The sequence below is a fragment of the Pseudomonas sp. 20-5 genome (assembly GCF_056782835.1).
In genome coordinates, this window is the sequence record NZ_CM165584.1 from 6,240,411 (window position 1) to 6,264,349 (window position 23,939).

At 66.4% G+C, this 23,939-nt stretch carries 23 protein-coding genes; 14 read left to right on the forward strand and 9 right to left on the reverse strand.

All coding sequences use genetic code 11. The features are described from left to right. Positions 1-75: 75 nt before the first annotated feature. From dgcP to AC1RB9_RS28775, 5 genes are all read right to left on the reverse strand, one after another. Positions 76-2,091: a diguanylate cyclase DgcP gene (gene dgcP, locus AC1RB9_RS28755; protein WP_003458305.1), complete on the reverse strand. Its 2,016-nt coding sequence runs from the start codon at positions 2,089-2,091 to the stop codon at positions 76-78. After that, a complete protein-coding gene (locus tag AC1RB9_RS28760) occupies positions 2,088-2,966 on the reverse strand; it encodes an endonuclease/exonuclease/phosphatase family protein (RefSeq protein ID WP_003096975.1) in 879 nt (292 codons plus the stop codon). Before AC1RB9_RS28760 ends, dgcP begins: the two co-directional genes overlap by 4 nt. A gap of 15 nt (positions 2,967-2,981) precedes the next feature. Then, on the reverse strand, positions 2,982-3,617 hold the full coding sequence (dsbA, locus tag AC1RB9_RS28765; protein WP_003096976.1) for a thiol:disulfide interchange protein DsbA: 636 nt from the start codon (positions 3,615-3,617) through the stop codon (positions 2,982-2,984). A gap of 167 nt (positions 3,618-3,784) precedes the next feature. Next, positions 3,785-4,390: a c-type cytochrome gene (locus AC1RB9_RS28770; RefSeq protein ID WP_003102831.1), complete on the reverse strand. Its 606-nt coding sequence runs from the start codon at positions 4,388-4,390 to the stop codon at positions 3,785-3,787. Positions 4,391-4,435: 45 nt separating this feature from the next. Continuing rightward, a complete protein-coding gene (locus tag AC1RB9_RS28775; RefSeq protein ID WP_003096979.1) occupies positions 4,436-4,729 on the reverse strand; it encodes a c-type cytochrome in 294 nt (97 codons plus the stop codon). A 183-nt stretch (positions 4,730-4,912) separates the two neighbouring features. Here AC1RB9_RS28775 and yihA point away from each other — a divergent pair, with 183 nt between their 5' ends. After that, positions 4,913-5,560: a ribosome biogenesis GTP-binding protein YihA/YsxC gene (yihA, locus tag AC1RB9_RS28780; RefSeq protein WP_003096980.1), complete on the forward strand. Its 648-nt coding sequence runs from the start codon at positions 4,913-4,915 to the stop codon at positions 5,558-5,560. Positions 5,561-5,823: 263 nt separating this feature from the next. Here yihA and polA read toward each other — a convergent pair whose 3' ends face one another. Beyond that, entirely contained in the window at positions 5,824-8,565 is a 2,742-nt protein-coding gene (gene polA, locus AC1RB9_RS28785) for a DNA polymerase I (RefSeq protein WP_003458308.1), read from the reverse strand. Between the two features lie 77 nt (positions 8,566-8,642). Here polA and AC1RB9_RS28790 point away from each other — a divergent pair, with 77 nt between their 5' ends. Both AC1RB9_RS28790 and AC1RB9_RS28795 read left to right on the forward strand, forming a co-directional pair. Next, on the forward strand, positions 8,643-8,933 hold the full coding sequence (locus AC1RB9_RS28790; RefSeq protein WP_003096984.1) for a DUF2782 domain-containing protein: 291 nt from the start codon (positions 8,643-8,645) through the stop codon (positions 8,931-8,933). 33 nt (positions 8,934-8,966) lie between these two features. After that, a complete protein-coding gene (locus AC1RB9_RS28795) occupies positions 8,967-9,917 on the forward strand; it encodes a homoserine kinase (protein ID WP_003102827.1) in 951 nt (316 codons plus the stop codon). A 507-nt stretch (positions 9,918-10,424) separates the two neighbouring features. On the opposite strand, the gene AC1RB9_RS28800 is transcribed toward AC1RB9_RS28795, so the two are convergent. From AC1RB9_RS28800 to AC1RB9_RS28810, 3 genes are all read right to left on the reverse strand, one after another. After that, on the reverse strand, positions 10,425-11,114 hold the full coding sequence (locus AC1RB9_RS28800; RefSeq protein ID WP_003096987.1) for a TSCPD domain-containing protein: 690 nt from the start codon (positions 11,112-11,114) through the stop codon (positions 10,425-10,427). Positions 11,115-11,130: 16 nt separating this feature from the next. Beyond that, the gene (locus AC1RB9_RS28805) at positions 11,131-13,335 is read right to left on the reverse strand and encodes an adenosylcobalamin-dependent ribonucleoside-diphosphate reductase (RefSeq protein WP_003146829.1); all 2,205 of its coding nucleotides are present in this window, start codon (positions 13,333-13,335) and stop codon (positions 11,131-11,133) included. Positions 13,336-13,444: 109 nt separating this feature from the next. Beyond that, complete coding sequence (locus tag AC1RB9_RS28810; RefSeq protein WP_003099734.1) at positions 13,445-14,368, reverse strand: zinc ABC transporter substrate-binding protein; 924 nt, start codon at positions 14,366-14,368, stop codon at positions 13,445-13,447. Between the two features lie 69 nt (positions 14,369-14,437). Here AC1RB9_RS28810 and zur point away from each other — a divergent pair, with 69 nt between their 5' ends. The 11 genes from zur (at position 14,438) to AC1RB9_RS28865 (ending at position 23,893) form a co-directional block, all read left to right on the forward strand. Continuing rightward, positions 14,438-14,941: a zinc uptake transcriptional repressor Zur gene (gene zur, locus AC1RB9_RS28815; RefSeq protein ID WP_003096992.1), complete on the forward strand. Its 504-nt coding sequence runs from the start codon at positions 14,438-14,440 to the stop codon at positions 14,939-14,941. Further along, the gene (gene znuC / locus AC1RB9_RS28820; RefSeq protein WP_003099732.1) at positions 14,941-15,750 is read left to right on the forward strand and encodes a zinc ABC transporter ATP-binding protein ZnuC; all 810 of its coding nucleotides are present in this window, start codon (positions 14,941-14,943) and stop codon (positions 15,748-15,750) included. The genes zur and znuC overlap by 1 nt, the downstream gene beginning before the upstream one ends. After that, complete coding sequence (gene znuB, locus AC1RB9_RS28825; RefSeq protein ID WP_003096998.1) at positions 15,743-16,531, forward strand: zinc ABC transporter permease subunit ZnuB; 789 nt, start codon at positions 15,743-15,745, stop codon at positions 16,529-16,531. The genes znuC and znuB overlap by 8 nt, the downstream gene beginning before the upstream one ends. A gap of 41 nt (positions 16,532-16,572) precedes the next feature. Beyond that, positions 16,573-17,361 carry a PA5502 family lipoprotein gene (locus AC1RB9_RS28830; protein ID WP_003122325.1) on the forward strand — a complete coding sequence of 263 codons (789 nt, stop codon included), beginning with the start codon at positions 16,573-16,575 and terminating at the stop codon, positions 17,359-17,361. A 206-nt stretch (positions 17,362-17,567) separates the two neighbouring features. After that, positions 17,568-18,575, forward strand: a complete 1,008-nt coding sequence (locus AC1RB9_RS28835) for a methionine ABC transporter ATP-binding protein (protein ID WP_003097002.1) — start codon at positions 17,568-17,570, stop codon at positions 18,573-18,575. Then, positions 18,575-19,252, forward strand: coding sequence for a methionine ABC transporter permease (locus AC1RB9_RS28840; protein WP_003097004.1), 678 nt, complete (start codon positions 18,575-18,577; stop codon positions 19,250-19,252). Before AC1RB9_RS28835 ends, AC1RB9_RS28840 begins: the two co-directional genes overlap by 1 nt. 76 nt (positions 19,253-19,328) lie before the next feature. Beyond that, complete coding sequence (locus AC1RB9_RS28845; protein ID WP_003097007.1) at positions 19,329-20,111, forward strand: MetQ/NlpA family ABC transporter substrate-binding protein; 783 nt, start codon at positions 19,329-19,331, stop codon at positions 20,109-20,111. A gap of 202 nt (positions 20,112-20,313) precedes the next feature. After that, complete coding sequence (gene qapR / locus AC1RB9_RS28850) at positions 20,314-21,171, forward strand: transcriptional repressor QapR (RefSeq protein ID WP_003099726.1); 858 nt, start codon at positions 20,314-20,316, stop codon at positions 21,169-21,171. 4 nt (positions 21,172-21,175) lie between these two features. Next, the gene (locus AC1RB9_RS28855) at positions 21,176-21,829 is read left to right on the forward strand and encodes a cysteine hydrolase family protein (protein ID WP_003099724.1); all 654 of its coding nucleotides are present in this window, start codon (positions 21,176-21,178) and stop codon (positions 21,827-21,829) included. Further along, positions 21,826-23,157, forward strand: coding sequence for a glutamine synthetase family protein (locus AC1RB9_RS28860; protein ID WP_003122324.1), 1,332 nt, complete (start codon positions 21,826-21,828; stop codon positions 23,155-23,157). The genes AC1RB9_RS28855 and AC1RB9_RS28860 overlap by 4 nt, the downstream gene beginning before the upstream one ends. Positions 23,158-23,224: 67 nt before the next feature. Then, positions 23,225-23,893 (forward strand): N-formylglutamate amidohydrolase, encoded by a 669-nt coding sequence (locus AC1RB9_RS28865; protein ID WP_003122323.1) that lies wholly within the window; start codon positions 23,225-23,227, stop codon positions 23,891-23,893. The last annotated feature ends 46 nt before the right edge of the window (positions 23,894-23,939 follow it).

The following is a 23,939-nucleotide window of genomic DNA, read 5'->3' on the forward strand; positions in this document are numbered from 1 at the left end:
GACCATTCTAGCGAGCCGCGGCAACACCTGCAGGCGAGCCCGTCCCGAGTCGTCGGAATGTGCGCTGGTCGCCCTTCAGGCCACTTCCAGGCGGTCCCGGCCGGCGCGCTTGGCTCGATACAGCGCCTGGTCGGCACGCTCGAAAACCGCTTCGCCGGCCTCGTTGCCTTCGAACGCGGTGATGCCGGCGGAACAGGTGATGCTCAGGGGCTCGCCCTTGAAATGGAACGGACAGGCGGCGATCGCCGCGCGCAGCCGTTCGAGCAGTTGCCGGCCGGCTTCCAGGGACGTGGCCGGGAGCAGGACGACGAACTCCTCGCCGCCGAAACGGGCGATGAAATCGGCCTGGCGCAACCGTTTGCGCAATTCGCCGGCAATGATCTTCAGCACCTTGTCCCCGGCCAGGTGGCCGAAGTCGTCGTTGATCCGCTTGAAGTGGTCGATGTCCAGCACCGCCAGCAGCAGATCGCCGCCGTCCCGGTGCCGGCGCGCCACTTCCTTTTCCAGGCGCTCGCTGAGCGCCGCGCGGTTGGGCAGGCCGGTCAGCGGATCGGTCAGGGCTTTCTGTCGCTGGTCCTCCAGGTGGCTGTGGAACGCCTTGGCATCCTGCTCCATGCTGTTGACCCGCTCCATCAGCGCCTGCAGGCGGCCGGACACCTCCTGTTCGTGCTCGGCCTGTTCGCGCTGGTGTTCGTCCATGGAGGCAAGCAGGCCGTTCAGCCGGCTGTCCACCGCCAGCTTGAGGCTGTTCAGGTCGGTCGCCTGCTGCACGCTGGCCTGCAGGCCACTGACCTGCTCACGCAGCGATTGGTCGAAGCCGCGCGCGTTGTCCAGCACGTCGGTATAGCCGGCGTGGGCGTCGCCCAGGTGGCCGAGGAAGCTTTCCAGGCGCTCGTTGAGTTGCCGCAGGTATTCCTCGAAGTCGCGCTGGCCACTGTCCGCCAGGGACAGCACCAGCACCGCCAGGTCGTCGAGTACCGGCACCAGCTCATACCAGTTCAGGCTGCCATCGATCCGCTCCCGCAGCGCCTCGGCCTGGGGCTGGTGGCTGCTCGGCAGGGACAGGCCGTCGAGCAGCCGCAGCAGGCTGGCCTCGATGTGCGGCGCCACCGCGCTGTAGCCGGGCTCCGGTATCGGCGGCGGCAGTTCATAGGCCTCGTCTACCGCCTGCCCGTCGAGGTTATCCACAGGGGTGGCCGGAGCTTCGGGCGCGCTTTCTACGTCCGCCGGCATTGCGGGCGACGGCTCCGCACCCGCTTCTTCCAGCGTCTCGCTAAAGCTCAGGCCGGCCGGTAGCGGCAGGCTGTCGAGCCAGATTTCCCGGGGCTCATCCAGCAGGATCTGGTTCGGCTCGCCACGCTCGGCGACCCCGACCCAACCCGCTGGCGCGCTTTCGATGGCGGCGACCGTGCGGGCGGGCAACGGCTGCGGCGGACCGCCTGGCGCCTCGTCGTGCTCGGCGACCGGCAGGGACGGCGCGGCCGCCGCCGGTTGGATCGGTGTATTGCTTGCCGCCACAACGGACGGCACCGATGCGCTCGGCTCCGCGGTGGTTTCCGACTCCTTGCCGCCGAACAGGCGTTGCAACAGGCTCGGGCGACCGTCTTCGGCATCGCCGCCCTTGCGCTCGGCCAGCGCCTGGCGTTGCAGCCTGCTCAGCTCGCTGAGCAGGATCGGAATCTCGCGCGACTGCCGGGCGCGCTCCTCGATATCGCGGGCGAACTGCTTCAGCGGCTTGCGCAGTTCCCGCGGCAGGTCCAGGGCCAGCAACTGCTGGGCCAGTTCGCCGAGAGCATCGATGTTCTGCTGGGTGCGTTGCTGGCGGCGCTGTTCGGAGTCGAGCACGGCCTTTTCCAGGCGCGGAATCAGGCCCGACAGGCCGGCGTCCATGTCGTCGCGACGGAGGATCTCGCGCAGCTCCTTCATGCACTGGTCGACCGCCTTGTCGCTGCCTTCGGCCGCCAGACTGCTACGCACCAGGCCGCGACGCAGCAGGTCGATCCGGGCATCCCAGCGCCGTTGCAGGCGCTCCTGCTGCTCGATGTTCTCCAGGTACTTGTCTTTCCAGCGCTGGACGTCGTCGCGACTCATGGCGGACTCCCGGCATCCCCGCGCACGACCAAGGCCTTGTCGCGCAGGTTGTCCGGCAGGCGAATCTCCACCGATACCGGCAGATGGTCGGAGATCGGCTGGTCGAGTACGTCGACCCGCTCGAGAGCGAGATCGGAACTGAGCAGGATGTGATCGAGATTGCGCTGCGGCCGCCAGCTGGGAAACGTCGCCTCGACCTGCGGCGCCATCAGGCCGAGGTCGCGCAGGGGCGAGTTTTCCAGAAGATCGACGGCGTGGGTGTTCATGTCGCCCATCAGCACCTGGTGGCGGTAGTCGCCGATCAGCTCGCGGATATAGGCGAGCTGGCGGGTGCGGGTGCGAGCGCCGAGAGCGAGATGCATCATCACTACCACCAGCGCGTCGGCGCCTTCGCCAAAGCGCACGAAGATCGCGCCGCGTCCCGGCGGACCGGGCAACGGATGATCTTCCAGCAGGGTCGGCCGCCAGCGGCTGAGCAGGCCGTTGCTGTGCTGGGCGATACGCCCGAGGTTGCGGTTGAGCTGCTGGTACCAGTAGGGGAACGCCCCCAACTGGGCCAAGTGCTCGACCTGATTGACGTAGCCGGAACGCAGGCTGCCGCCGTCGGCTTCCTGGAGGGCGACGAGGTCGTAGTCGGCGAGCAGTTCGCCGATCCGCTTCAGGTTGGTCGCCCGCCCCGCGTGGGGCAGCAGGTGCTGCCAACCGCGGGTCAGGTAGTGGCGGTAGCGCTCGGTGCTGATACCGACCTGGATGTTGAAGCTGAGAAGGCGCAGGCGGCCGTCGTCGGGCAACTCCCGCGAATCGTCACAGGAGGGGTTCACTCGCGGGTCGCAGCTACCTGCGACCCGAGGTTCACGCTGCCAGCGGCGCAACATGCCGAATCACCTTGCCTACTTCTTGGCCGCTGCGCGCTCTTTCTCGATCAGGTAGTCGGCCAGCTTGAGGGTTTCCTCCGGACCACCGGCGGAGCCGATGTCGAAGCGGTATTTGCCATTGACCACCATGGTCGGTACGCCGGTGACCTGGTAGGCCATTGCCAGCTTCTTGGCCTTTTCCATCTGGCCCTTGATGGCAAAGGAATTATAGGTGCTCAGGAATTTTTCCTTGTCCACGCCCTTGCCGGCGAGGAAATCGGCCATTTCTTCCGGAGTGGCGAGCTTCTTGTGCTCCTTGTGGATCGCCTCGAACACGGCGTTGTGTACGTCATGCTCGACGCCCATGCTTTCCAGGGTCAGGAACATCTGCCCATGGACGTTCCAGATACCGCCGAACAGGGCAGGCAGGCGCACGAAATGGACATCTGCCGGCAGCTTCTCGCTCCACGGCACGATGGTCGGCTCGAACGCGTAGCAATGCGGGCAGCCATACCAGAACAGTTCCACCACTTCGATCTTGCCCGGCTGGGACACCGGCACCGGGCTGCTCAGCTCGACGTATTCCTTGCCGGCGGTATAGTCGTCGGCCTGGGCGGCCATGCCGAACAGGCTGGCCATGGCCAGCATGGCGGTGAGAATCAGGTTACGCATCGTTCACTCCTAGGCGAGGTCAGTGCCGCTCTCCGGCCGGGTTCGGCCCGGTCAGTTCGACCGGGGGGAGCGGTCACGGGTTCCAGCATTGTAGCGATGGCGGACGCAAAAAAGGGCAGCCGAGGCCACCCTTTTTCATACATCTTTTTTGCCGTGCTACGCAGCGATCAGTGCAGCCCCTGGATGTAGCTGGAAATCGCGGCGATGTCCTTGTTCGACAGCTTGGCGGCGATGGACTGCATGATCTTGGTGTCGCCGTCGTTGGTGCGGGTGCCTTCGCGGAAGTCGGTCAGCTGCTTGGCCACGTAGGTCGCGTGCTGGCCGCCCAGGTGCGGGAAACCGGCGGTTGCGATGCCGACGCCGCTCGGGGAATGGCAACCGGTGCAGGCCGGCATGCCTTCGGCGATCTTGCCGCCGCGGAACAGCGCTTCGCCCTGGGCCACCAGGTTCGGATCGGCCATGCCGACGCTCATCTTCTGGCTGGCGAAGTAGGCGGCGATGTCGGCCAGGTCCTGGTCGCTGAGGTTGGTCAGCAGCCCGGTCATTTCCAGCACGGTACGCTTGCCGTCCTTGATGTCATGCATCTGCTTGAGCAGGTAACGCTCGCCCTGGCCGGCCAGTTTCGGGAAGTTCGGCGCCGGGCTGTTGCCATCCGCACCGTGACAGGCGCCGCACACCGCGGCTTTCGCCTGGCCCGCGGCGGCATCGCCAGCGGCATGGGCAAGGCCGGTCAGACCCAGGGTCAACAGCAGACTCACGAGAAGTTTGTTCATCAGCTAATCCAATTACGGCTAAGGGTGAAAGATAGTGGGCTTCGGCTACTTCTTCACCATCCACTGGATGGTTGCCTGGTAGTCTTCGGCACTGCAGTCGGTGCACAGGCCGCGGGGCGGCATGGCGTTGAATCCGTTGGTCACATGCTGGACCAGGGTCGGCATGCCCTTGGCCAGCCGCGGCTCCCAGGCGGCATGGTCGCCCTTTTTCGGCGCCATCGGCAGCTGGCCGTCGTGACACGCGCCACAGGTCCGGTTGAACACTGCTTCCGGGTCCTGCGCCGCCTGCGCCGTAACGGCCACCGCAACGACTGTCGCTGCGAGCAGCAGTTTCTTCATGATCGTCCTCATCAGGGGGAACGCCCGCGTTCTACCGCGCGGAAAATGCTCTGTCCGTTCCCGCGCGCGCTCGACCCTGGGGGATAAAGCGCACACAAAATCCGCGGCATTATATACTTCCGATACCGAAACGGAAACGAAACAGCCCCCCGCGACACCGAGTCGCACCCCTGTGGATAACCCATGTCAGAGAAGAACCCCATCGTCGGCCTGTGCCAGAAGGCCAGCTTTCTCATCAGTGCCGCCCAGGTCGACCAGTGCCCCCCCGACGAAGGCCTGGAAGTCGCTTTCGCCGGGCGCTCCAATGCCGGCAAGTCGAGCGCGCTGAACACCCTCACCCACGCCAACCTGGCGCGCACCTCGAAAACCCCGGGACGTACCCAACTGCTCAATTTCTTCGCCCTGGACGACTCGCGGCGCCTGGTGGACCTGCCCGGCTACGGCTACGCGAAGGTGCCGATCCCCCTGAAGCAGCACTGGCAGCGCCACCTGGAAGCCTACCTGAGCAGCCGCGCAAGCCTGGCCGGGGTGTTCCTGATGATGGACATCCGCCACCCGCTCACCGACTTCGACCGACTGATGCTGGATTGGGCCCAGGCCAGCCAGCTACCGATCCATGTACTGATGACCAAGGCCGACAAGCTGGCCTTCGGCGCGGCCAAGAACGCCCTGCTCAAGGTACGCCGGGAAGTCCAGCAAGGCTGGGGCGACGTCGCCACTCTGCAACTGTTCTCCGCGCCCAAGCGCCAGGGCGTCGACGAGGCGCAAATGGTCCTGGCGCAATGGCTGGGCCTGCTGGACGAGGAACAAGAGGCGTTCGAGGAAGCCTGAATTCCAGGCAAAAAAAACCCCGAGCTTCGTATGGGGAGGGGGAAGTTCGGGGTTCAAGTCCGGACCGCTAGGGCGGGGTCCAGGAATCTGCCAACACTAAACACTGCAAAGGAGCATCGAAGGGCTCAAGAAGCCATTCGTGTGTTCTGACTGTCGGCAAAACGGGAAAGTTCAGCGCGCCGCGAAAAACTTTTCCACGGCACCCTCCCCGGGCCCTCCGGACCTGCTCGCAAGGCCCGCCACACGGGCCTCGCAACCGTTCATCAGTGGGCTTCGTCCCAGTTCGAACCGACACCCGCCTCGACCACCAGCGGTACGTCCAGGGTCGCCGCTCCGCTCATCAGCGGGCGGATTCCCTCGCACACCTGCTCGACCAGCTCCTCGCGCACTTCCAGCACCAGTTCGTCGTGCACCTGGAGGATCACCCGGGCATCGAGGCCGCTTTCCTGCAGCCAGTTATCCACAGCGACCATGGCGCGCTTCATGATGTCCGCCGCGGTGCCCTGCATCGGCGCGTTGATCGCGGTGCGCTCGGCGGCCTTGCGCATGGCGCCGTTCTTCGAATGGATCTCCGGCAGGTACAGGCGACGGCCGAACAGGGTTTCGACGAAGCCCTGCTCCGCGGCCTGGGCGCGGGTCCGTTCCATGTACGCCAGGACGCCGGGGTAGCGGGCGAAGTAACGGTCGATGTAGGCCTGGGCCTCCTTGCGCTCGACGCCGATCTGCTTGGCCAGGCCGAAGGCGCTCATGCCGTAGATCAATCCGAAGTTGATCGCCTTGGCGCTGCGTCGCTGGTCGCCGCTGACGTCTTCCAGCGGCACGCCGAAGACTTCCGCCGCGGTGGCGCGGTGTACGTCCAGGTCGTGGCGGAAGGCATCCAGCAGGCCATCGTCCTTGGCCAGGTGGGCCATGATCCGCAGCTCGATCTGCGAGTAGTCCGCGGCCAATAGCTTGTAGCCCTGCGGCGCGACGAACGCCTGGCGGATGCGCCGGCCCTCCGCGGTACGGATCGGGATGTTCTGCAGGTTCGGGTCGCTCGACGACAGCCGCCCGGTAGCCGCCACCGCCTGGTGGTATGAGGTATGGATGCGTCCGGTACGCGGGTTGATCTGCTCGGGCAGGCGGTCGGTGTAGGTGCTCTTGAGCTTGCTCATGGAGCGGTACTGCATGATCACCTTGGGCAGCTCGAAGTCCTGCTCGGCCAGTTCGGCGAGCACTGCCTCGGCGGTGGACGGCTGGCCGGTCGCGGTCTTGCTCAGAACCGGCAGGCCGAGCTTGTCGTAGAGGATCGCGCCGAGCTGCTTGGGCGAACCGAGGTTGAATTCCTGCCCAGCCAGGTCGTATGCCTGGCGCTCCAGGGCGACCATCTTCTCGCCCAGTTCGTGGCTCTGGATGCCCAGCAGGTTGGCGTCGACCAGCGCGCCGTTGCGCTCGATCCGCGCCAGCACCGGTACCAGCGGCATCTCGATGTCGGTCAGGACCCTGGCCAGGGACGGGATCGCCTCCAGCTTCTGCCACAGGGCCTGGTGCAGGCGCAGGGCCACGTCGGCGTCCTCCGCCGCATAGGGCCCGGCCTGTTCGATGGCGATCTGGTCGAAGGTCAGTTGCTTGGCGCCCTTGCCGGCGATGTCCTCGAAACGGATGGTGCTGTGGCCGAGGTACTTCAGGGCCAGGCTGTCCATGTCGTGGCGAGTGGCGGTGGAGTCCAGCACATAGGACTCGAGCATGGTGTCGTAGGCTACGCCCCGCAGCGCGATGGGGGTGCTGGCATTGGCCAGGACATTGATGTCGTACTTGGCATGCTGGCCGACCTTGAGCTTCTTCGGATCCTCCAGCAGCGGTTTCAACGCACGCAGCACCGCGTCACGGTCCAGTTGCTCCGGAACGCCCATGTAGCTGTGGGCCAGCGGCACGTAGGCGGCCTCGCCCTCCTTCACGGCGAAGGACACCCCCACCACCTGCGCCTGCTGGGCGTCGATGCTGGTGGTCTCGGTATCGAAGGCGATCAGCTCGGCCTCCTCCAGCTTCTTCAGCCAGGCGTCGAATCCGGCCTGGTCGAGCACCACGTCGTAGTCGACCTCGGCCTGGATAGGCGTTTCCGCCTCGCCGTTCTCGCCGGCCTCCTTGGCCTCGCGCAGGAGGTCGTCCAGCCAGTTCTTGAACTCCAGCTCGCGGTACAGGGCGATCAGCGCTTCGCGCTGCGGCTCGCCGGGATACAGCTTGTCGATCTCCACGTCCAGTTCGACGTCGGTCTTGATGGTCGCCAACTGATAGGACAGGAACGCCTGCTCGCGATTTTCCTCGAGCTTCGCCGGCAAACCCTTGGCGCCGCGGATCGGTAGCTCGGGCACCTTGTCCAGGCTGGCGTAGAGCACCTCCAGGCCGCCACCGACGCCGGTCAGCAGGCCCAGCGCGGTTTTCTCGCCGACACCCGGAACGCCGGGGATGTTGTCGACCTTGTCGCCCATCAGGGCGAGGAAATCGATGATCAGCTCAGGACCGACGCCGAATTTCTCTTTCACGCCATCCACGTCGAGGCGGCTACCGGTCATGGTGTTGACCAGCGTAATGTGCCCGTCGACCAGTTGCGCCATGTCCTTGTCGCCGGTGGAAATCACCACCGGGCGGTCAGCCGCGGCGCTGCTGCGCGCCAGGGTGCCGATCACGTCGTCGGCCTCGACCCCCTCCACGCACAGCAGCGGCAGGCCGAGGGCGCGGACGCTGGCATGCAGCGGCTCGACCTGGACCCGCAGGTCGTCGGGCATCGACGGCCGGTTGGCCTTGTACTCGGCGAACAGCTCGTCGCGGAAGGTCGGGCCCTTGGCGTCGAAGACCACCGCGAACGGGCTGTCCGGGTACTGCTTGCGCAGGCTCAGGAGCATGTTCAGCACGCCCTTCACCGCACCGGTGGGCTTGCCGGTCGAGGTGGTCAGCGGCGGCAGGGCATGGAAGGCGCGGTACAGGTACGAGGAACCGTCCACCAGGACGAGGGGCGCTTGGCTCATGAGGGGAATCAACCTTTTCCGGAGACCAGGGCGTGTAGAATGAACCCTGGACGATTCGATAAAGGAGCAAGGTTACCATGCGTACGCTGAACCGCTTGATGCTCGCCGGACTGCTGGCGTTCGCCCCGCTCGTCGCGATGGCGGCGGACGACGACGCGCCCTCCGGCGAGCCCGACGTAACCATCCGCCAGGAGGGCGACAAGACCATCCAGGAATACCGCGTGAATGGCTTCCTCTACGCCATCAAGGTGGTTCCCAAGCATGGCAAACCCTATTTCCTGGTCCGCGCCGACGGCAGCGATGGCAACTTCATTCGCTCCGACCAGCCGGACAAGCTGATTCCACAATGGGAGATCTTCAGCTGGTGATGTGCATTTCCAACCGGGCGAGGCCGCGCTGACATGTCGGTGTTCACCCCACTCGAACGCTCGACCCTGGAAGCCTTCCTCGCCCCCTACGACCTGGGCCGCCTGCGGGATTTCCGTGGCATCGCCGAAGGCTCCGAGAACAGCAACTTCTTCGTCAGCCTGGAACACGGCGAGTTCGTCCTGACCCTGGTCGAGCGCGGCCCGGTGCAGGACCTGCCGTTCTTCATCGAACTGCTCGACGTGCTCCACGAGGACGGCCTGCCGGTGCCCTACGCCCTGCGCACCCGCGACGGCGAGGCCCTGCGCCGTCTCGAAGGCAAGCCGGCGCTGCTGCAACCGCGCCTGGCCGGCCGCCACGAGCGGCAGCCGAACGCCCACCACTGCCAGGAAGTGGGCGATCTGCTCGGCCACCTTCACGCCGCCACCCGCGGGCGCATCCTCGAACGCCCGAGCGACCGTGGCCTGCCCTGGATGCTGGAACAAGGTGCCAACCTCGCCCCGCGACTACCGGAACAGGCCCGCGCCCTGCTCGCCCCGGCCCTGGCGGAGATCGCCGCGCTGGATGCCGAGCGTCCAGCGCTGCCGCGCGCCAACCTGCATGCCGACCTGTTCCGCGACAACGTGCTGTTCGACGGCCCGCACCTGGCCGGCCTGATCGACTTCTACAACGCCTGCTCCGGCTGGATGCTCTACGACCTGGCGATCACCCTGAACGACTGGTGCTCCAATACCGACGGCAGCCTGGACCCGGCCCGCGCCCGCGCCCTGCTCGCCGCCTACGCCAACCGCCGGCCGTTCACCGCGCTGGAAGCCGAGCACTGGCCGAGCATGCTGCGGGTCGCCTGCGTGCGCTTCTGGCTGTCGCGACTGATCGCCGCCGAGGCGTTCGCCGGACAGGACGTGCTGATCCATGATCCGGCGGAGTTCGAGATGCGCCTGGCGCAACGGCAGAACGTGGAGATTCATTTGCCGTTTGCGTTGTAGGCAGGAACCACAGGAGCACGGCCGTCCTGCGGCCGTTCGCCCTTCAAAAACCATGCGGTTCGGCGTCTTGGAGTGAGGCCGAGCCGACATCCTGTCGAGGCTTCGTCGTTCAGCCCACCCCCGGCCCGGCCATCCTGGCCGGTCGTTCGCATTGAAAAACGCATGCGGTTCGGCGTCTTGGGTAAGGCCGAGCTGACATCCTGTCGAGGCCTCGTCGTTCAGCCCACCCCCGGCCCGGCCATCCTGGCCGGTCGTTCGCATTGAAAAACGCATGCGGTTCGGCGTCTTGGGGTGAGGCCGAGCCGACATCCTGTCGAGGCCTCGTCGTTCAGCCCACCCCCGGCCCGGCCATCCTGGCCGGTCGTTCGCATTGAAAAACGCATGCGGTTCGGCGTCTTGGGTAAGGCCGAGCTGACATCCTGTCGAGGCTTCGTCGTTCAGCCCACCCCCAGCCCGGCCATCCTGGCCGGTCGTTCGCATTGAAAAACGCATGCGTTTTTCAAGTGCTCACCCACATTTCGAGTGTCCGCAGTTGAGGCAGGTGGCGCAGCCGTCCATCTGTACCACCGCCATGCTGTTGCACTTGCCGCACAGTTGCGCGCCGGCGGGGAAGCCTTCGCCCGGCTCGACCTTGCTGGTGCCCTGGGCGGCCTCGTAGGCGGCGCGTTTTTCCGCGAGGAAAAGGCGCTGTTCCTCGTCCAGTTCAGGGCCACGCAACAAGCCGATGGCCGTCAGGTGGCGCTCCAGCACGCCGCCGATCTCGGCGACGATGGAAGGCATGTAGATGCCGCCTTTCTTCAGGTAGCCCCCGCGCGGGTCGAATACCGCCTTGAGCTCCTCGACAAGGAAGGTACAGTCGCCGCCCTTGCGGAAAACCGCGGACATGATGCGGGTAAGTGCGACGATCCACTGGAAATGATCCATGTTCTTCGAGTTGATGAAGATCTCGAAGGGACGCCGCTGCTCGTGCGCCGTGCCCGCATTGAGGACCATGTCGTTGATGGTCACGTAGAGCGCGTGCTCGAACAGCGGCGACTTGATCTTGTAGGTGGCGCCGATCAGGGTATCCGGGCGCTCCAGGGTCTCGTCCATCTGCACCACCGACGCGGCTTCCGCGGCGGCGGCAAGGGCCTGCTCCTCGGCTTCGTTGACGACCTTGAAGCCCTTGATCTTCTGCGTGATCTTGACTGCTGACATATCGATTCCCCCGGCCTCAGTACTTGCCGTAATAGCCTTCTTTCAAGGCGTCGAAGAGGTTGGCGGCGGTATGGATCTCACCGTCGTACTCGACCTGCTCGTTGCCCTTGAACTCCACCACGCTGCCGTCCTCCAGTTCGAAGCGGTAGCGGGTCTTCTCCAGGTCGGACTCCTTGACCAGCACGCCCTGGAACGCCTCGGGATTGAAGCGGAAGGTGGTGCAGCCCTTGAGTCCCTGGTGCCAGGCGTAGCGATAGATGTCCTTGAAGTCCTCGAACGGGTAGTCGGTGGGCACGTTGGCGGTCTTGGAGATCGACGAATCGACCCACTTCTGCGCCGCCGCCTGGATGTCCACGTGCTGCGCCGGGGTGACGCTGTCGGCGGTGATGAAGTAGTCCGGCAGGCGTCGCGCCGGGTCGTCGCTGTCCGGCAGGGCCTGGGCGTTGACCAGGGTCCGGTATGCCAGCAGCTCGTAGCTGTAGACCTCGACCTTTTCCTTGGTCTTGCGGCCTTCGCGGATCAGGTTGCGCGAATAATGGTGGGCGAAGCTCGGCTCGATACCGTTGGAGGCATTGTTGGCCAGGCTCAGGCTGATGGTCCCGGTCGGCGCGATGGAGCTGTGGTGGGTGAAGCGCGCGCCGGTTTCAGCCAACGCCTCGATCAGTTCCGGAGCATGTTCGGCGACCCGCTGCATGTAGCGGGAATACTTGGCGTGAAGCACGCTGCCGCGGATGCGGTCGCCGGCCTTATAGCCATCGGCGGCCATTTCCGGACGCTTGCGAAGCATTTCCGCAGTGACTTCGTAGTCCTGCGCCAGGATCGGCGCCGGGCCCTTCTCCCTGGCCAGCTCCAGGGCCACTTCCCAGCCCACCAGGGCCATTTCCCGCGCCACTTCCTCGGTGAATACGCAGGCCTCGGGACTGCCGTAGCGCAGCTTGAGCAGGGTCAGGGTCGAGCCCAGGCCGAGGAAGCCCATGCCATGCCGGCGCTTGCCAAGGATTTCCTGGCGTTGCTGTTCCAGCGGCAGGCCGTTGATTTCCACCACGTTGTCGAGCATCCGGGTAAACACCCGCACCACTTCGCGGAAACGGTCCCAGTCGAAGCGCGCCTCGTCGCCAAATGGCTGCTCGACGAAGCAGGTGAGGTTGACCGAGCCGAGCAGACACGAGCCGTACGGCGGCAGAGGCTGCTCGCCGCAGGGGTTGGTGGCGCGGATCGCCTCGCACCACCAGTTGTTGTTCAGTTCGTTGACCCGGTCGATGAGGATGAAGCCCGGCTCCGCATAGTCGTAGGTGGAGACCATGATCATGTCCCACAGGTGGCGGGCGCGGACCTGGCCGTAGACCTTGCAGGCGACCAGCCCGTCGGCGCGCTGAACGTAGTCGTCCTGGATCGGCCATTCGCGCCAGACCACCGCGTTGGGGTCGTCGAGGTCGATCTCGTCGCGCTCCTTCACGTGCACCGGGAATACCAGCGGCCAGTCGGCGTCCTGTTCCACCGCCTGCATGAACTGGTCGGTGATCAGCAGGCTCAGGTTGAACTGGCGCAAGCGCCCGTCCTCGCGCTTGGCGCGGATGAATTCGCGGACGTCCGGGTGGCTGACATCGAAGGTGCCCATCTGCGCGCCGCGGCGGCCGCCTGCGGAGCTGACGGTGAAGCACATCTTGTCGTAGATGTCCATGAACGACAGCGGCCCGCTGGTGTAGGCACCGGCACCGGAAACGTAGGCGCCGCGCGGGCGCAGGGTGCTGAACTCATAGCCGATGCCGCAGCCGGCCTTGAGCGTCAGCCCGGCCTCGTGGACTTTCTCGAGGATGTTGTCCATGGAGTCCTGGATGGTCCCGGACACCGTGCAGTTGATGGTCGAGGTGGCCGGCTTGTGCCCCAGGGCGCCGGCGTTGGAGATGATCCGGCCGGCCGGGATGGCACCGTTGCGCAGGGCCCAGAGGAAGCGCCCGTACCAGTGTTCGCGGGAGGCCTTTTCCTCGACATCGGCAAGGGCGCGGGCGACGCGTTGCCAGGTACCGTCGACGCTGGCATCCACCGGCGTACCGTCCTTGCTCTTGAGCCGGTACTTCTTGTCCCAGATATCCTGCGACGCGTCCTGCAGGGCGATGGTCCCGCGTTCGGTGCGGGGACTGCGTGCGTCTGTCTTGGCCATCCGCTGATTAACCTCCCGATGGTTGTTGGGGCGTCCGAAGCCGGCCACCGTACGCAACATCTAGTTATCCGTACCTGACGGGAATCAATATCTTGTGTCAGGCAGCAACAGACAACCTTAGTCATCGGGACGCCGCGCGCAAGAGGGCGCGGCCATCGGTCACGGGTTTTCAGAGCTTTTCCAGACAGCCGGCAAATTCGCCTGCCAGGTTGTTCAGAAGATTCTCATAGCCGTTGGCGTCCACGCTCACGTTCACGCCCAGGTCGTCCAGTTCGGCCAGGCGCACCGGCAGGCCTTCGCTGAGGGTGTCGGCCAGCCGCGGTCGAAGCGGCGGCTCGCTGAAGATGCAGGCCGGACCGGCGGCCTTCAGCTGGGCGCGCATGGCGGCGACATGGCGTGCTCCCGGCTGGACCTCCGCGGATACCGCGAACACGCCGGTATGGCGCAATCCGTAGGCTTCCTCGAAATAGTCGAAGGCTTCATGGAAGACGAAGAAAGGCTTGCCGGCAAGCTTGCCCAGGCGTTCGCGGAGTTTGCCGTCGAGCCCGCCGAGGCGCTCCTCGAAGGCCTTCAGGTTGGCCCGGTAGCGCCCGGCGTTGGCCGGGTCGACCTGGGCCAGGTCCTCGGCCATCCGCGCGGCGATGGTGCGGGCGTTGGCCGGCAACAGCCAGAGGTGGGCGTCGAGCATGCCGGGACGATGGTCATGGTCGTGCTCGTCGTGCCCGGCATGCTCCTCTTCCTCGAAATTGACGAACTTGCGCAGGTGCATGCCCGGCAGGTCCTGCACCGCGACGCTGGCGCCCTGGCGGCCGGCGAGCACCTTGGGCAGGAAGTTCTCCAGGTCCGGGCCGATCCAGTAGAACAATTGCACCTCGCGCAGCCGCCGTACGTCGGAAGGACGCAGGGCGTACTGGTGCGGCGAGGCGCCCGGCGGCAGCAGTACGTCCGGCTGGCCGACGCCGTCCTGGATGGCCGCGGCGACCAGTTGCAGCGGTTTGATGCTGGTCAGCACGCTGACCTCGGCGCGCGCCGGCGAAGCCAGCAGGAACAGGGCGAAGCAGGCGGACAGCAGGGCAAAGGGACGCAGGGTCACGGCGGCACTCACATGAAAGGTGGTTAGCGGGTAATATAATAACGTCTCTACCCTCGAGCGTCGCAGCCCATGTACAAGATTGCGCCCAAGACCCCGCTGGCCTGCCAGCCCCATGACCACAGCCAGTGCGTCAGCACCGCGCTGGCCGAGGCCGATGCGCTGTGCGCGCGCCAGGGCGTACGCCTGACCGAATTGCGGCGGCGCGTGCTGGAGCTGGTCTGGCAGAGCCACAAGCCGCTGGGGGCCTACGATATCCTCGCGGTGCTCAGCGAAACCGACGGCCGCCGCGCCGCGCCGCCGACCGTCTACCGCGCGCTGGACTTCCTCCAGGAGAACGGCCTGGTGCACCGCATCGCCTCGCTCAACGCGTTCGTCGGCTGCAACAACCCGGAGCACAGCCACCAGGGCCAGTTCCTCATCTGCCGCACCTGCCACACCGCGATCGAGCTGGAACAGCCGGATATCAGCCGGGCCATCGTCGCCGGAGCGAACAGCGTCGGCTTCGCCGTTGAAAGCCAGACCGTCGAGGTGGTCGGCCTCTGCGGCACCTGCCGGGACCAGAAGGACGCCTGATGGACAACGCGCTGGTGCGGCTGACCCAGGTCGGCGTGTCCTTCAACGGCCAGGCGGTGCTGAGCGATGTCGACCTGGCCATCGAGCCCGGCCAGATCGTCACCCTGATCGGCCCCAACGGCGCCGGCAAGACCACCCTGGTACGCAGCGTGCTCGGCCTGCTCAAGCCGCACGTCGGCGAGGTCTGGCGACGGCCGCGGCTGACCATCGGCTACATGCCGCAGAAACTCCACGTCGACGCCACCCTGCCGCTCAGCGTACTGCGCTTCCTCCGCCTGGTACCCGGGGTCAGGCGCGAGCAGGCGCTGGCGGCGTTGCGCGAGGTCGGCGCGGCGCACGTGCTGGAGCGCCCGCTGCAAAGCATTTCCGGTGGCGAACTGCAACGCGTGCTGCTGGCCCGCGCTCTGCTGCGCAAGCCCGAGCTACTGGTGCTCGACGAGCCGGTGCAGGGCGTCGACGTCGCCGGCCAGGCCGAACTCTACCGCCTCATCGGCAAACTGCGCGACCGCTACGGCTGCGGTGTGCTGATGGTCTCCCACGACCTGCACCTGGTGATGAGCGCCACCGACCAGGTGGTCTGCCTGAACCGCCATGTCTGCTGCTCAGGGCACCCCGAGCAGGTCAGCGGCGACCCGGCCTTCGTCGAGCTGTTCGGCCAGGACGCTCGCAGCCTGGCGATCTACCACCACCATCACGACCACGCCCACGACCTCCACGGCGAGGTGGTCAAGGCCGGTCCCGGCGCCTTGCCTCCAGGCACCCGCTTCACTCCTGTCCACAAGCACGGCCCCGACTGCAACCATGGCTGACTTCCTGCTCAACGCCCTCCTCGCCGGCCTCGCCCTGGCCCTGGTGGCTGGCCCCCTGGGCTCCTTCGTGGTCTGGCGGCGGATGGCCTATTTCGGCGATACCCTGTCCCACGCCGCACTGCTCGGGGTAGCCCTGGGTTTCCTCCTCGATGTCAGCCCGACCCTGGCTGTGACCGTCGGCTGCGTGCTGCTCGCAGTGCTGCTGGTGACCCTGCAGCAGCGCCAGCCGCTGGCCGCCGACACCCTGCTGGGCATCCTCGCCCACAGCACCCTGTCGCTGGGCCTGGTCACCCTGAGCTTCATGAAGGAAGTGCGGGTCGACCTGATGGCTTACCTGTTCGGCGATCTGCTGGCGGTAAGCGCCAGCGACCTGCTGTGGATAATCGCCGGCAGCGCGCTGGTCCTGGCACTGATCTGCTTCCTCTGGCGGCCGCTGCTGGCGATCACCGTGCACGAGGAACTGGCGAAGGTGGAAGGCCTGCCGGTCGGAGCGATCCGCCTGGCGCTGATGTTGCTGATCGCCATCGTCATCGCCGTGGCGATGAAGATCGTCGGCGTACTGCTGATCACCTCGCTGCTGATCATTCCCGCCGCCGCCGCCCAGCGCCATGCCCGCAGTCCCGAGCAGATGGCGGTCGGCGCCAGCCTGCTGGGACTGGTCGCGGTGTGCGCCGGCCTGGCCCTGTCCTGGTTCAAGGATACCCCCGCCGGCCCCTCGATCGTGGTCAGCGCCGCCGGCCTGTTCCTGCTGAGTTTTGTCCTGCCCCGCCGCACGGTGTAGAATCTGGCGATTTTTTGACCAAACGAGAACCCGCAGGAATGATGTCGTCCTTCTTTCGCCTGCTGTCCGTCCTGGCGGCGGCGCTGCTGGTCAGCGCCTGCCAGGGCAATGCGTCGTCGCAACCGACGCCGGTGGTCGCGCCCCAGGCGCAGCCCGCCGATCCCTATGCCGAACTGCAGCAAACCCTGGCCGCCGGCAAGCTCGAACAGGCCGAGCAACAATGGCTGGCCCTGCGCAGCGCAGCCGCCGGCGACGAGCGCGTCGAAGCGTTCCGCCGCCAGTTGGCCGAGGCCTACATGCAGCGCGGGGAAACCGCGCTGCGTCAAGGAGACCTCAACACCGCCACCAGCGCCCTCGGCCATGCCCGCGGACTGATGCCCAAAGCGCCGGCGCTGACCGCCGGGCTGGACGGTGCGATCAACCGCGCCAAGGTCGATCCCGCCCGCGCCGAGCAGGCCCGACGCATGCAGCAGGCGGCCCAGCAGCAGATGCAGCAGATCATCCAGACGCCGCCCGGCGGCGAGCTGAAGCCGCTGCCCGGCGCTCCCCACCTGATCGATCCGCAAGCGGCCAGCAGCGCCGTGCCCCTGCCGATGCTCGACGGCACCGGCCAGGGCGGCCTCGGTGCGGTGCTCGACGCGGTGGCCGCGGATGTCGTCGCCTACCGTTGCAGGGTGCATATCGAAGTGCGCCGGGACAGCGACTATCCGCTGGTTTCCGACCAGCTCCTGGCGCGGGTGAAGAAGCTCTCACCCGATTTCGACCTGCATCTCAGCCATGTCGTACAGGCCGACAAGCCAACCCGATTGATACTTACCCCCCGGAATTGAGACCGGTCCTGCCCCGGCCGCAGCAGAAAGCGCTTGTCGGGAGCGCACCAGACGCTTATTCCATTTCAATGATTTTTCATCACCAATAAATATTAATAATGCATAAGAAAGCAAGGTAAAATGCTCGGTTTAGCTGACCGCCCATGCTTCCCGCCAAGCCCGTGCTCCAGCCGTAACAGCATCGCCGCACCCACAAGGTTCGCCCAGTGATCGAATTCCACGACGTCCACAAGACCTATCGAGTTGCCGGTCGGGAAATCCCCGCCTTGCAACCGACCCGCCTGAACATCCAGGCCGGGCAGATTTTCGGCCTGATCGGCCATTCCGGTGCCGGCAAGAGCACCCTGCTGCGCCTGATCAACCGCCTCGAGGAGCCCAGCGGCGGCCGCATCCTGGTCGAGGGCGAAGACGTCACCGCCCTCGACGCCGAAGGCCTGCGCCGTTTCCGCCAGCGCGTCGGGATGATCTTCCAGCACTTCAACCTGCTGTCCTCGAAGACCGTCGCCGACAACATCGCCATGCCCCTGCGCCTGGCCGGCGGCTTCAGCCGTGCCGAAGTCGATGCGCGGGTCTCCGAGCTGCTCGCGCGGGTCGGCCTGTCCGACCACGCGCGCAAGTATCCGGCCCAGCTCTCCGGCGGACAGAAACAGCGCGTCGGCATCGCTCGCGCCCTGGCCTGCCGGCCGAGCATCCTGCTCTGCGACGAGGCCACCAGCGCCCTCGATCCGCAGACCACCGCCTCGGTCCTGCAACTGCTGGCGGAAATCAATCGCGAGCTGAAGCTGACCATCGTCCTCATCACCCACGAGATGGACGTGATCCGCCGTGTCTGCGACCAGGTCGCGGTCATGGACGGCGGCGCCATCGTCGAGCAGGGCGATGTCGCCGATGTCTTCCTCCATCCGCAGCACCCGACCACACGCCGCTTCGTGTTCGAGGCCGAACGGGTCGACGAAGACGAGCGCCACGACGATTTCGCCCACGTGCCGGGTCTCATCCTGCGCCTGACCTTCCGCGGCGAAGCCACCTATGCGCCACTGCTGGGCACCGTGGCTCGGCAGACCGGGGTCGACTACAGCATCCTTTCCGGACGCATCGACCGCATCAAGGACACGCCCTACGGCCAGTTGACCCTGGCCCTGGTCGGCGGTGACCTGGAAGCCGCCATGAGCCAGTTGAACGCCGCTGACGTACATGTGGAGGTACTGCGCTGATGGACTTCTTCGAAACCATGAGCTTCGCCAACATCGACTGGTACGAAATCTGGCTGGCCAGCGTCGACACCTTCTGGATGCTCGGCGGTTCGCTGCTGTTCACGGTGGTCCTCGGCCTGCCCCTCGGCGTCCTGCTGTTCCTTACCGGGCCACGGCAGATGTTCGAGCAGAAGGCGGTCTACACCCTGCTCTCGCTAGTGGTGAACATCCTCCGTTCGTTGCCGTTCATCATCCTGCTGATCGTGATGATCCCGCTGACCGTACTGATCACCGGTACCTCGCTGGGCGTCGCCGGGGCCATCCCGCCGCTGGTGGTGGGCGCCACGCCGTTCTTCGCGCGCCTGGTGGAAACCGCGCTGCGCGAGGTCGACAAGGGCATCATCGAGGCAACCCAGGCGATGGGCGCCAGCACCCGGCAGATCATCTGGAACGCCCTGCTGCCGGAAGCCCGGCCGGGCATCATCGCCGCCATCACCGTCACCGCCATCACCCTGGTCTCGTACACCGCGATGGCCGGAGTGGTCGGCGCCGGCGGGCTGGGCGACCTGGCGATCCGCTTCGGCTATCAGCGCTTCCAGACCGACGTGATGGTGGTCACGGTGGTGATGCTGCTGATCCTCGTCCAGATTCTGCAAACCGTGGGCGACAAGCTGGTGGTGCACTTCTCGCGCAAGTAAGCTTGCCGGCCAAGCCCAAAACCCTGAGCGCCGCGGTTATCCACAGCCGCCAGGAACACCTCGAAAGGAGTTGAAGATGAAAAAACTGCTTGCTGCTTTCTCCGCTGTCGCGGCGCTCGGCCTCACCGCCGCCCAGGCCGCCGAGTCCCTCACCGTCGCGGCCACCCCGGTGCCGCACGCGGAGATCCTCAACGTGGTCAAGCCGCTGCTGGCCAAGGAAGGCGTGGACCTGAAGATCAAGGAGTTCACCGACTACGTGCAGCCGAACGTGCAGGTCTCGGAAAAGCGCCTGGACGCCAACTTCTTCCAGCACCAGCCGTACCTCGATGAGTTCAACAAGGCCAAGGGCACCGACCTGGTCGCCGTGACCGGCGTACACATCGAGCCGCTGGGCGCCTACTCGAGCAAGTACAAGAAGCTCGACGAACTGCCTTCCGGCGCTACCGTGGTGATCCCCAACGACGCCACCAACGGCGGCCGCGCCCTGCTCCTGCTGGACAAGGCCGGGGTGATCAAGCTCAAGGACAACAAGAGCATCACCGCCACGCCGAAGGACATCGTCGACAATCCGAAGAACATCAAGATCCGCGAACTGGAAGCCGCGACCCTGCCGCGCGTGCTGACCCAGGTCGACATGGCGCTGATCAATACCAACTACGCCCTGGAAGCCAAGCTGAACCCGACCAAGGATGCGCTGGCCATCGAAGGCAGCGACTCGCCCTACGTGAACATCCTCGTCGCGCGGCCGGACAACAAGGACAGCGACGCCATGCAGAAGCTGGCCAAGGCCCTGCACAGCGCCGAGGTCAAGCAGTTCATCCAGGAGAAATACAAAGGCGCGGTGGTACCGGCGTTCTGAGCCAAGCCGCGTAACCGCCCCTGGAAAAAGCCCGGTCTTCGACCGGGCTTTTTCGTTTCCGTCCCGGCCGTACGTCTGCCTGCCGTGCCACGACAGAGGTCATTCGGCCGTTTGCGGGAAATGTAGTGAAAAAAACATTCCGTCACATATTGAACAATCTGAAAAATTCACTACACAATCGACCCACCTTCGAGGATGCCCCATGCAAGAACTAAAACAACGCCTGGCCTCCCCGCCCGCCGAACTGACGCCCGCGGAGCGCAAGGTGGTGCGTGCCCTGCTCGATGACTACCCGCGCCTCGGCCTCGGTCCGATGACGCGCCTGGCCCGGCACGCCGGAGTCAGCGACCCGACGATCATGCGCCTGGTGAAAAAGCTCGGCTTCGCCGGCTACGGCGACTTCCAGGAAGCGCTGCTGGCCGACGTCGACGACCGCCTGCGCTCGCCGCGCACCCTGCTCGCCGAACGCCGCGAGCGGATGGGCCGCGACGACACCTGGGCGCGCTACCTCGACCAGGCTGGCCAGAGCCTGCAACAGACCCTCGGCCTGACCCGCCCCGATGACATCCAGCGCCTCGCCGACTGGCTGCTCGACAGCCGCCTGCGCGTGCACTGCCACGGCGGACGCTTCAGCCGTTTCCTCGCCGGCTACCTGGTCACCCATCTGCGCCTGCTGCGCCCGCAGTGCCGATTGCTCGACGACGGCGCCCTGCTCCCCGACCAGCTCTACGACCTCGGCCGCCAGGACCTGCTGGTCCTGTTCGACTATCGCCGCTACCAGAGCCAGGCCCAGCACGTGGCCCAGGCCGCCAAGGCACGCGGCACACGGCTGGTGCTGTTCACCGACATCTACGCCTCGCCGCTGCGCGAACACGCCGACCTGATCGTCAGTTCGCCAGTGGAATCCGCCTCGCCCTTCGACTCGCTGGTGCCGGCCATGGCCCAGGTCGAGGCACTGGTAGCGACCCTGGTGGCGCGCATGGGCGCGCCGCTCGACGAACGCCTGGAGGGCATCGACCAGCTCCGCAACGCGTTCAGCAGTCATATTCTGGAGGAATGACCCGATGTTCAGCCTGCCCCACCACTCGCCGCGCGACCTGCCATTCGGCCGCCGGCAGACCGCCATCCTGTTCGTCGACATGCAGCGTGCCTGGGTCGAGCCGGGGCGCGACCCGCACGTCGATCCGCAGGCAGCCGGTTACTTCTACGAGCGCGTGCAGAACCAGGTGATCCCCAACCAGCAGCGCCTGCTCAGGGCCATGCGCGCAGTGGACGAGAACGTCCTGCACACCGTCATCGAGAGCCTCACCGCCGACGGTCGCGACCGCTCGCTGGATCACAAGCTGTCGGAGATGCACCTGCCCAAGGGCAGCCCGGACGCCAGGGTGATCGACGCCCTGGAGCCGACCGCCAACGAGATCGTGCTGCCGAAGACTTCTTCCGGCGTTTTCAACTCCACCGCCATCGACTACGTACTGCGCAACCTCGGCACCCGCCACCTGATCGTCTGCGGGGTGGTCACCGACCAGTGCGTGGACATGGCCGTGCGCGATGCCGCCGACCGCGGTTACCTGGTCACCCTGGTCGAGGATGCCTGCGCCACCCATACCCCGGAACGCCACCAGGCCTGCCTGGAAGCGATCAAGGGCTACTGCTGGATCAGCGACACCGAGACCGTCCTGCAACGCATCGCCGCCCTCGGCCGGAGCAACCTGTGAACCGCCTGCAGCCGGTACGCCTGGTCAGCTTCGTCACCACCGACCTGGCCGGCATCACCCGCGGGCGTTCGCTGCCCCTGGCGACCCTGGAGGAGCAATTGGCCAGCGGTTGCGGCTGGGTACCGGCGAACAGCTCGCTGACCCCGCAGGACCTGATCGACGAGAGCAGCCCCTGGGGCAGCCACGGCGACCTGCGCCTGCTGCCCGACCCGAACAGCCGGGTGCGCGTCGAGCAGGGTCCCGACGCCGCTGCGCCGGCGCTCGACTACCTGCACGGCAACCTGGTGGAAACCGACGGCACGCCGTGGCCGGCCTGCCCGCGCAGCCTGCTGCGGGCCGAGGTGGAACGCTATCGCGACAGCGGCCTGCAGGTCATCGCGGCGTTCGAACACGAATTCAGCCTGCTCGGCCTGCCCGGCGAGCGTCCGGCCGCGGCGTTTTCGCTGCAGGCCCAGCGTGCCGCCGGGCAGTTCCCCGGCTGGCTGGTCAGCGCCCTGGCCCAGGCTGGCACCGAGCCGGAGATGTTCCTCCCCGAATACGGCCAGCGCCAGTACGAGGTCACCTGCCGCCCGGCGCAGGGCGTGGCCGCCGCCGACCGCGCGGTGAACGTCCGCGAGGTCACTCGCGAAGTGGCGCGACAGATGGGCCTGCGTACCTGCTTCGCACCGCTGCCGGCACCCGGCGCGGTGACCAACGGGGTGCACCTGCACCTGAGCCTGCAACATGCCGACGGCAGCCCGCTGCTGTACGAGCCCGGTCGACCCAACGATCTCTCCGAACTCGGCGAGCACTGGGCCGCCGGCGTGCTCGCGCACCTGCCAGCGCTGTGCGCGCTGACCGCGCCTACCGCCGCCTCCTACCTGCGCCTGAAACCCCACCACTGGAGCGCCGCCTACGCCTGCCTGGGACTGCGCAACCGCGAAGCGGCGCTGCGCATCTGCCCGGTGGTGAGCGTCGGCGGCAAGCCGCTGGGCAAGCAGTACAACCTGGAATTCCGGCCGATGGACGCCACCGCCTGTCCGCACCTGGCGATGGCCGCGGTGCTGATCGCCGGCCGCCTGGGCATCGAACGACGCCTGCCGCTGCGCGCCCTGGCCGATATCGATCCGCACGGCCTCAGCGACGAAGAGCGCCAGGCCCGCGGCATCCAGGCCCTGCCGGCGACCCTCGGCGATGCGCTCGACTGCCTGCAACGCGACGAGGCGCTCTGTGCCGAGCTGCCAAAGCCGCTGCTGGACACCTACCTCGCCATGAAGCGCCACGAACTGGCGCTGACGGCGGGCCTTTCCGACGACGACCTGTGCCGCCACTATGCCGAGCTCTACTGACAACCCCGAACTCGGCATCTACCAGCTGCCGCCCTACCACCTGCTCAATCCCCAAGGGCGCAGCCCGGTGGTCCTGGTCTGCGAGCATGCCAGCCGGCACATTCCGCTGGAGTTGCAGCGCCTCGGCCTGGACCAGGCCGCGGCGGAAGAACACATCGCCTGGGATATCGGCGCCCTGGCGCTGGCCGAAGAGCTTTCCCGGCGACTCGACGCGCCATTGCTGGCGGCCGGCTACTCGCGTCTGCTGATCGACCTGAACCGACCGCTGGAGGCGCCCGACAGCATTCCGCCGCACAGCGAGGTCTACCCCGTTCCCGGCAACCGCGAGCTGTCCGAGACGGTGCGCCGCTATCGCCAGGATTGCCTGTTCCATCCGTTCCACCAGCGCCTGACGCAACTGCTCGACGAGCGCCAGGCCGCCGGCGTGCCGACCCGTGTGGTCGGCGTGCACAGTTTTACCCCGGTGTACCACGGCAGACCCCGCCCGCTGGTTGCCGGGGTGCTTTATCGCAACGCCGGCGCCTACGCCAGGCGCATCCTCGACGGTTTGCGCCGGCACGGCCTGGAAGTCGCCGGCAACCAGCCCTATGCGATCGACCCGGCGGAAGACACTACCGTTCCGGTGCATGGCGACGCACGCGGTCTGGAAGCGGTGCTGCTGGAGATCCGCAACGATGGATTGCGCACGCCGGATGCGGTGTACGCCTGGGCCGAGCGTCTGTATCCCTGGCTCTGATGCGATGACCGGCGCCGCCGGTCGCCAACAACGAGAAAGAGGCCCG

Bases quoted from the DNA above. Each gene is read 5' to 3' on its own strand.
- AC1RB9_RS28805 (WP_003146829.1), bottom strand. From the start codon at position 13,335: ATGTTGCGTACGGTGGCCGGCTTCGGACGCCCCAACAACCATCGGGAG.
- yihA (WP_003096980.1), top strand. From the start codon at position 4,913: ATGTCAGAGAAGAACCCCATCGTCGGCCTGTGCCAGAAGGCCAGCTTT.
- AC1RB9_RS28770 (WP_003102831.1), bottom strand. From the start codon at position 4,390: ATGAACAAACTTCTCGTGAGTCTGCTGTTGACCCTGGGTCTGACCGGC.
- znuB (WP_003096998.1), top strand. From the start codon at position 15,743: ATGGCTGACTTCCTGCTCAACGCCCTCCTCGCCGGCCTCGCCCTGGCC.
- dgcP (WP_003458305.1), bottom strand. From the start codon at position 2,091: ATGAGTCGCGACGACGTCCAGCGCTGGAAAGACAAGTACCTGGAGAAC.
- AC1RB9_RS28790 (WP_003096984.1), top strand. From the start codon at position 8,643: ATGCGTACGCTGAACCGCTTGATGCTCGCCGGACTGCTGGCGTTCGCC.
- AC1RB9_RS28800 (WP_003096987.1), bottom strand. From the start codon at position 11,114: ATGTCAGCAGTCAAGATCACGCAGAAGATCAAGGGCTTCAAGGTCGTC.
- AC1RB9_RS28855 (WP_003099724.1), top strand. From the start codon at position 21,176: ATGTTCAGCCTGCCCCACCACTCGCCGCGCGACCTGCCATTCGGCCGC.
- znuC (WP_003099732.1), top strand. From the start codon at position 14,941: ATGGACAACGCGCTGGTGCGGCTGACCCAGGTCGGCGTGTCCTTCAAC.
- AC1RB9_RS28775 (WP_003096979.1), bottom strand. From the start codon at position 4,729: ATGAAGAAACTGCTGCTCGCAGCGACAGTCGTTGCGGTGGCCGTTACG.
- zur (WP_003096992.1), top strand. From the start codon at position 14,438: ATGTACAAGATTGCGCCCAAGACCCCGCTGGCCTGCCAGCCCCATGAC.
- AC1RB9_RS28795 (WP_003102827.1), top strand. From the start codon at position 8,967: ATGTCGGTGTTCACCCCACTCGAACGCTCGACCCTGGAAGCCTTCCTC.
- polA (WP_003458308.1), bottom strand. From the start codon at position 8,565: ATGAGCCAAGCGCCCCTCGTCCTGGTGGACGGTTCCTCGTACCTGTAC.
- dsbA (WP_003096976.1), bottom strand. From the start codon at position 3,617: ATGCGTAACCTGATTCTCACCGCCATGCTGGCCATGGCCAGCCTGTTC.
- AC1RB9_RS28840 (WP_003097004.1), top strand. From the start codon at position 18,575: ATGGACTTCTTCGAAACCATGAGCTTCGCCAACATCGACTGGTACGAA.
- AC1RB9_RS28760 (WP_003096975.1), bottom strand. From the start codon at position 2,966: ATGTTGCGCCGCTGGCAGCGTGAACCTCGGGTCGCAGGTAGCTGCGAC.
- AC1RB9_RS28830 (WP_003122325.1), top strand. From the start codon at position 16,573: ATGTCGTCCTTCTTTCGCCTGCTGTCCGTCCTGGCGGCGGCGCTGCTG.
- AC1RB9_RS28845 (WP_003097007.1), top strand. From the start codon at position 19,329: ATGAAAAAACTGCTTGCTGCTTTCTCCGCTGTCGCGGCGCTCGGCCTC.
- qapR (WP_003099726.1), top strand. From the start codon at position 20,314: ATGCAAGAACTAAAACAACGCCTGGCCTCCCCGCCCGCCGAACTGACG.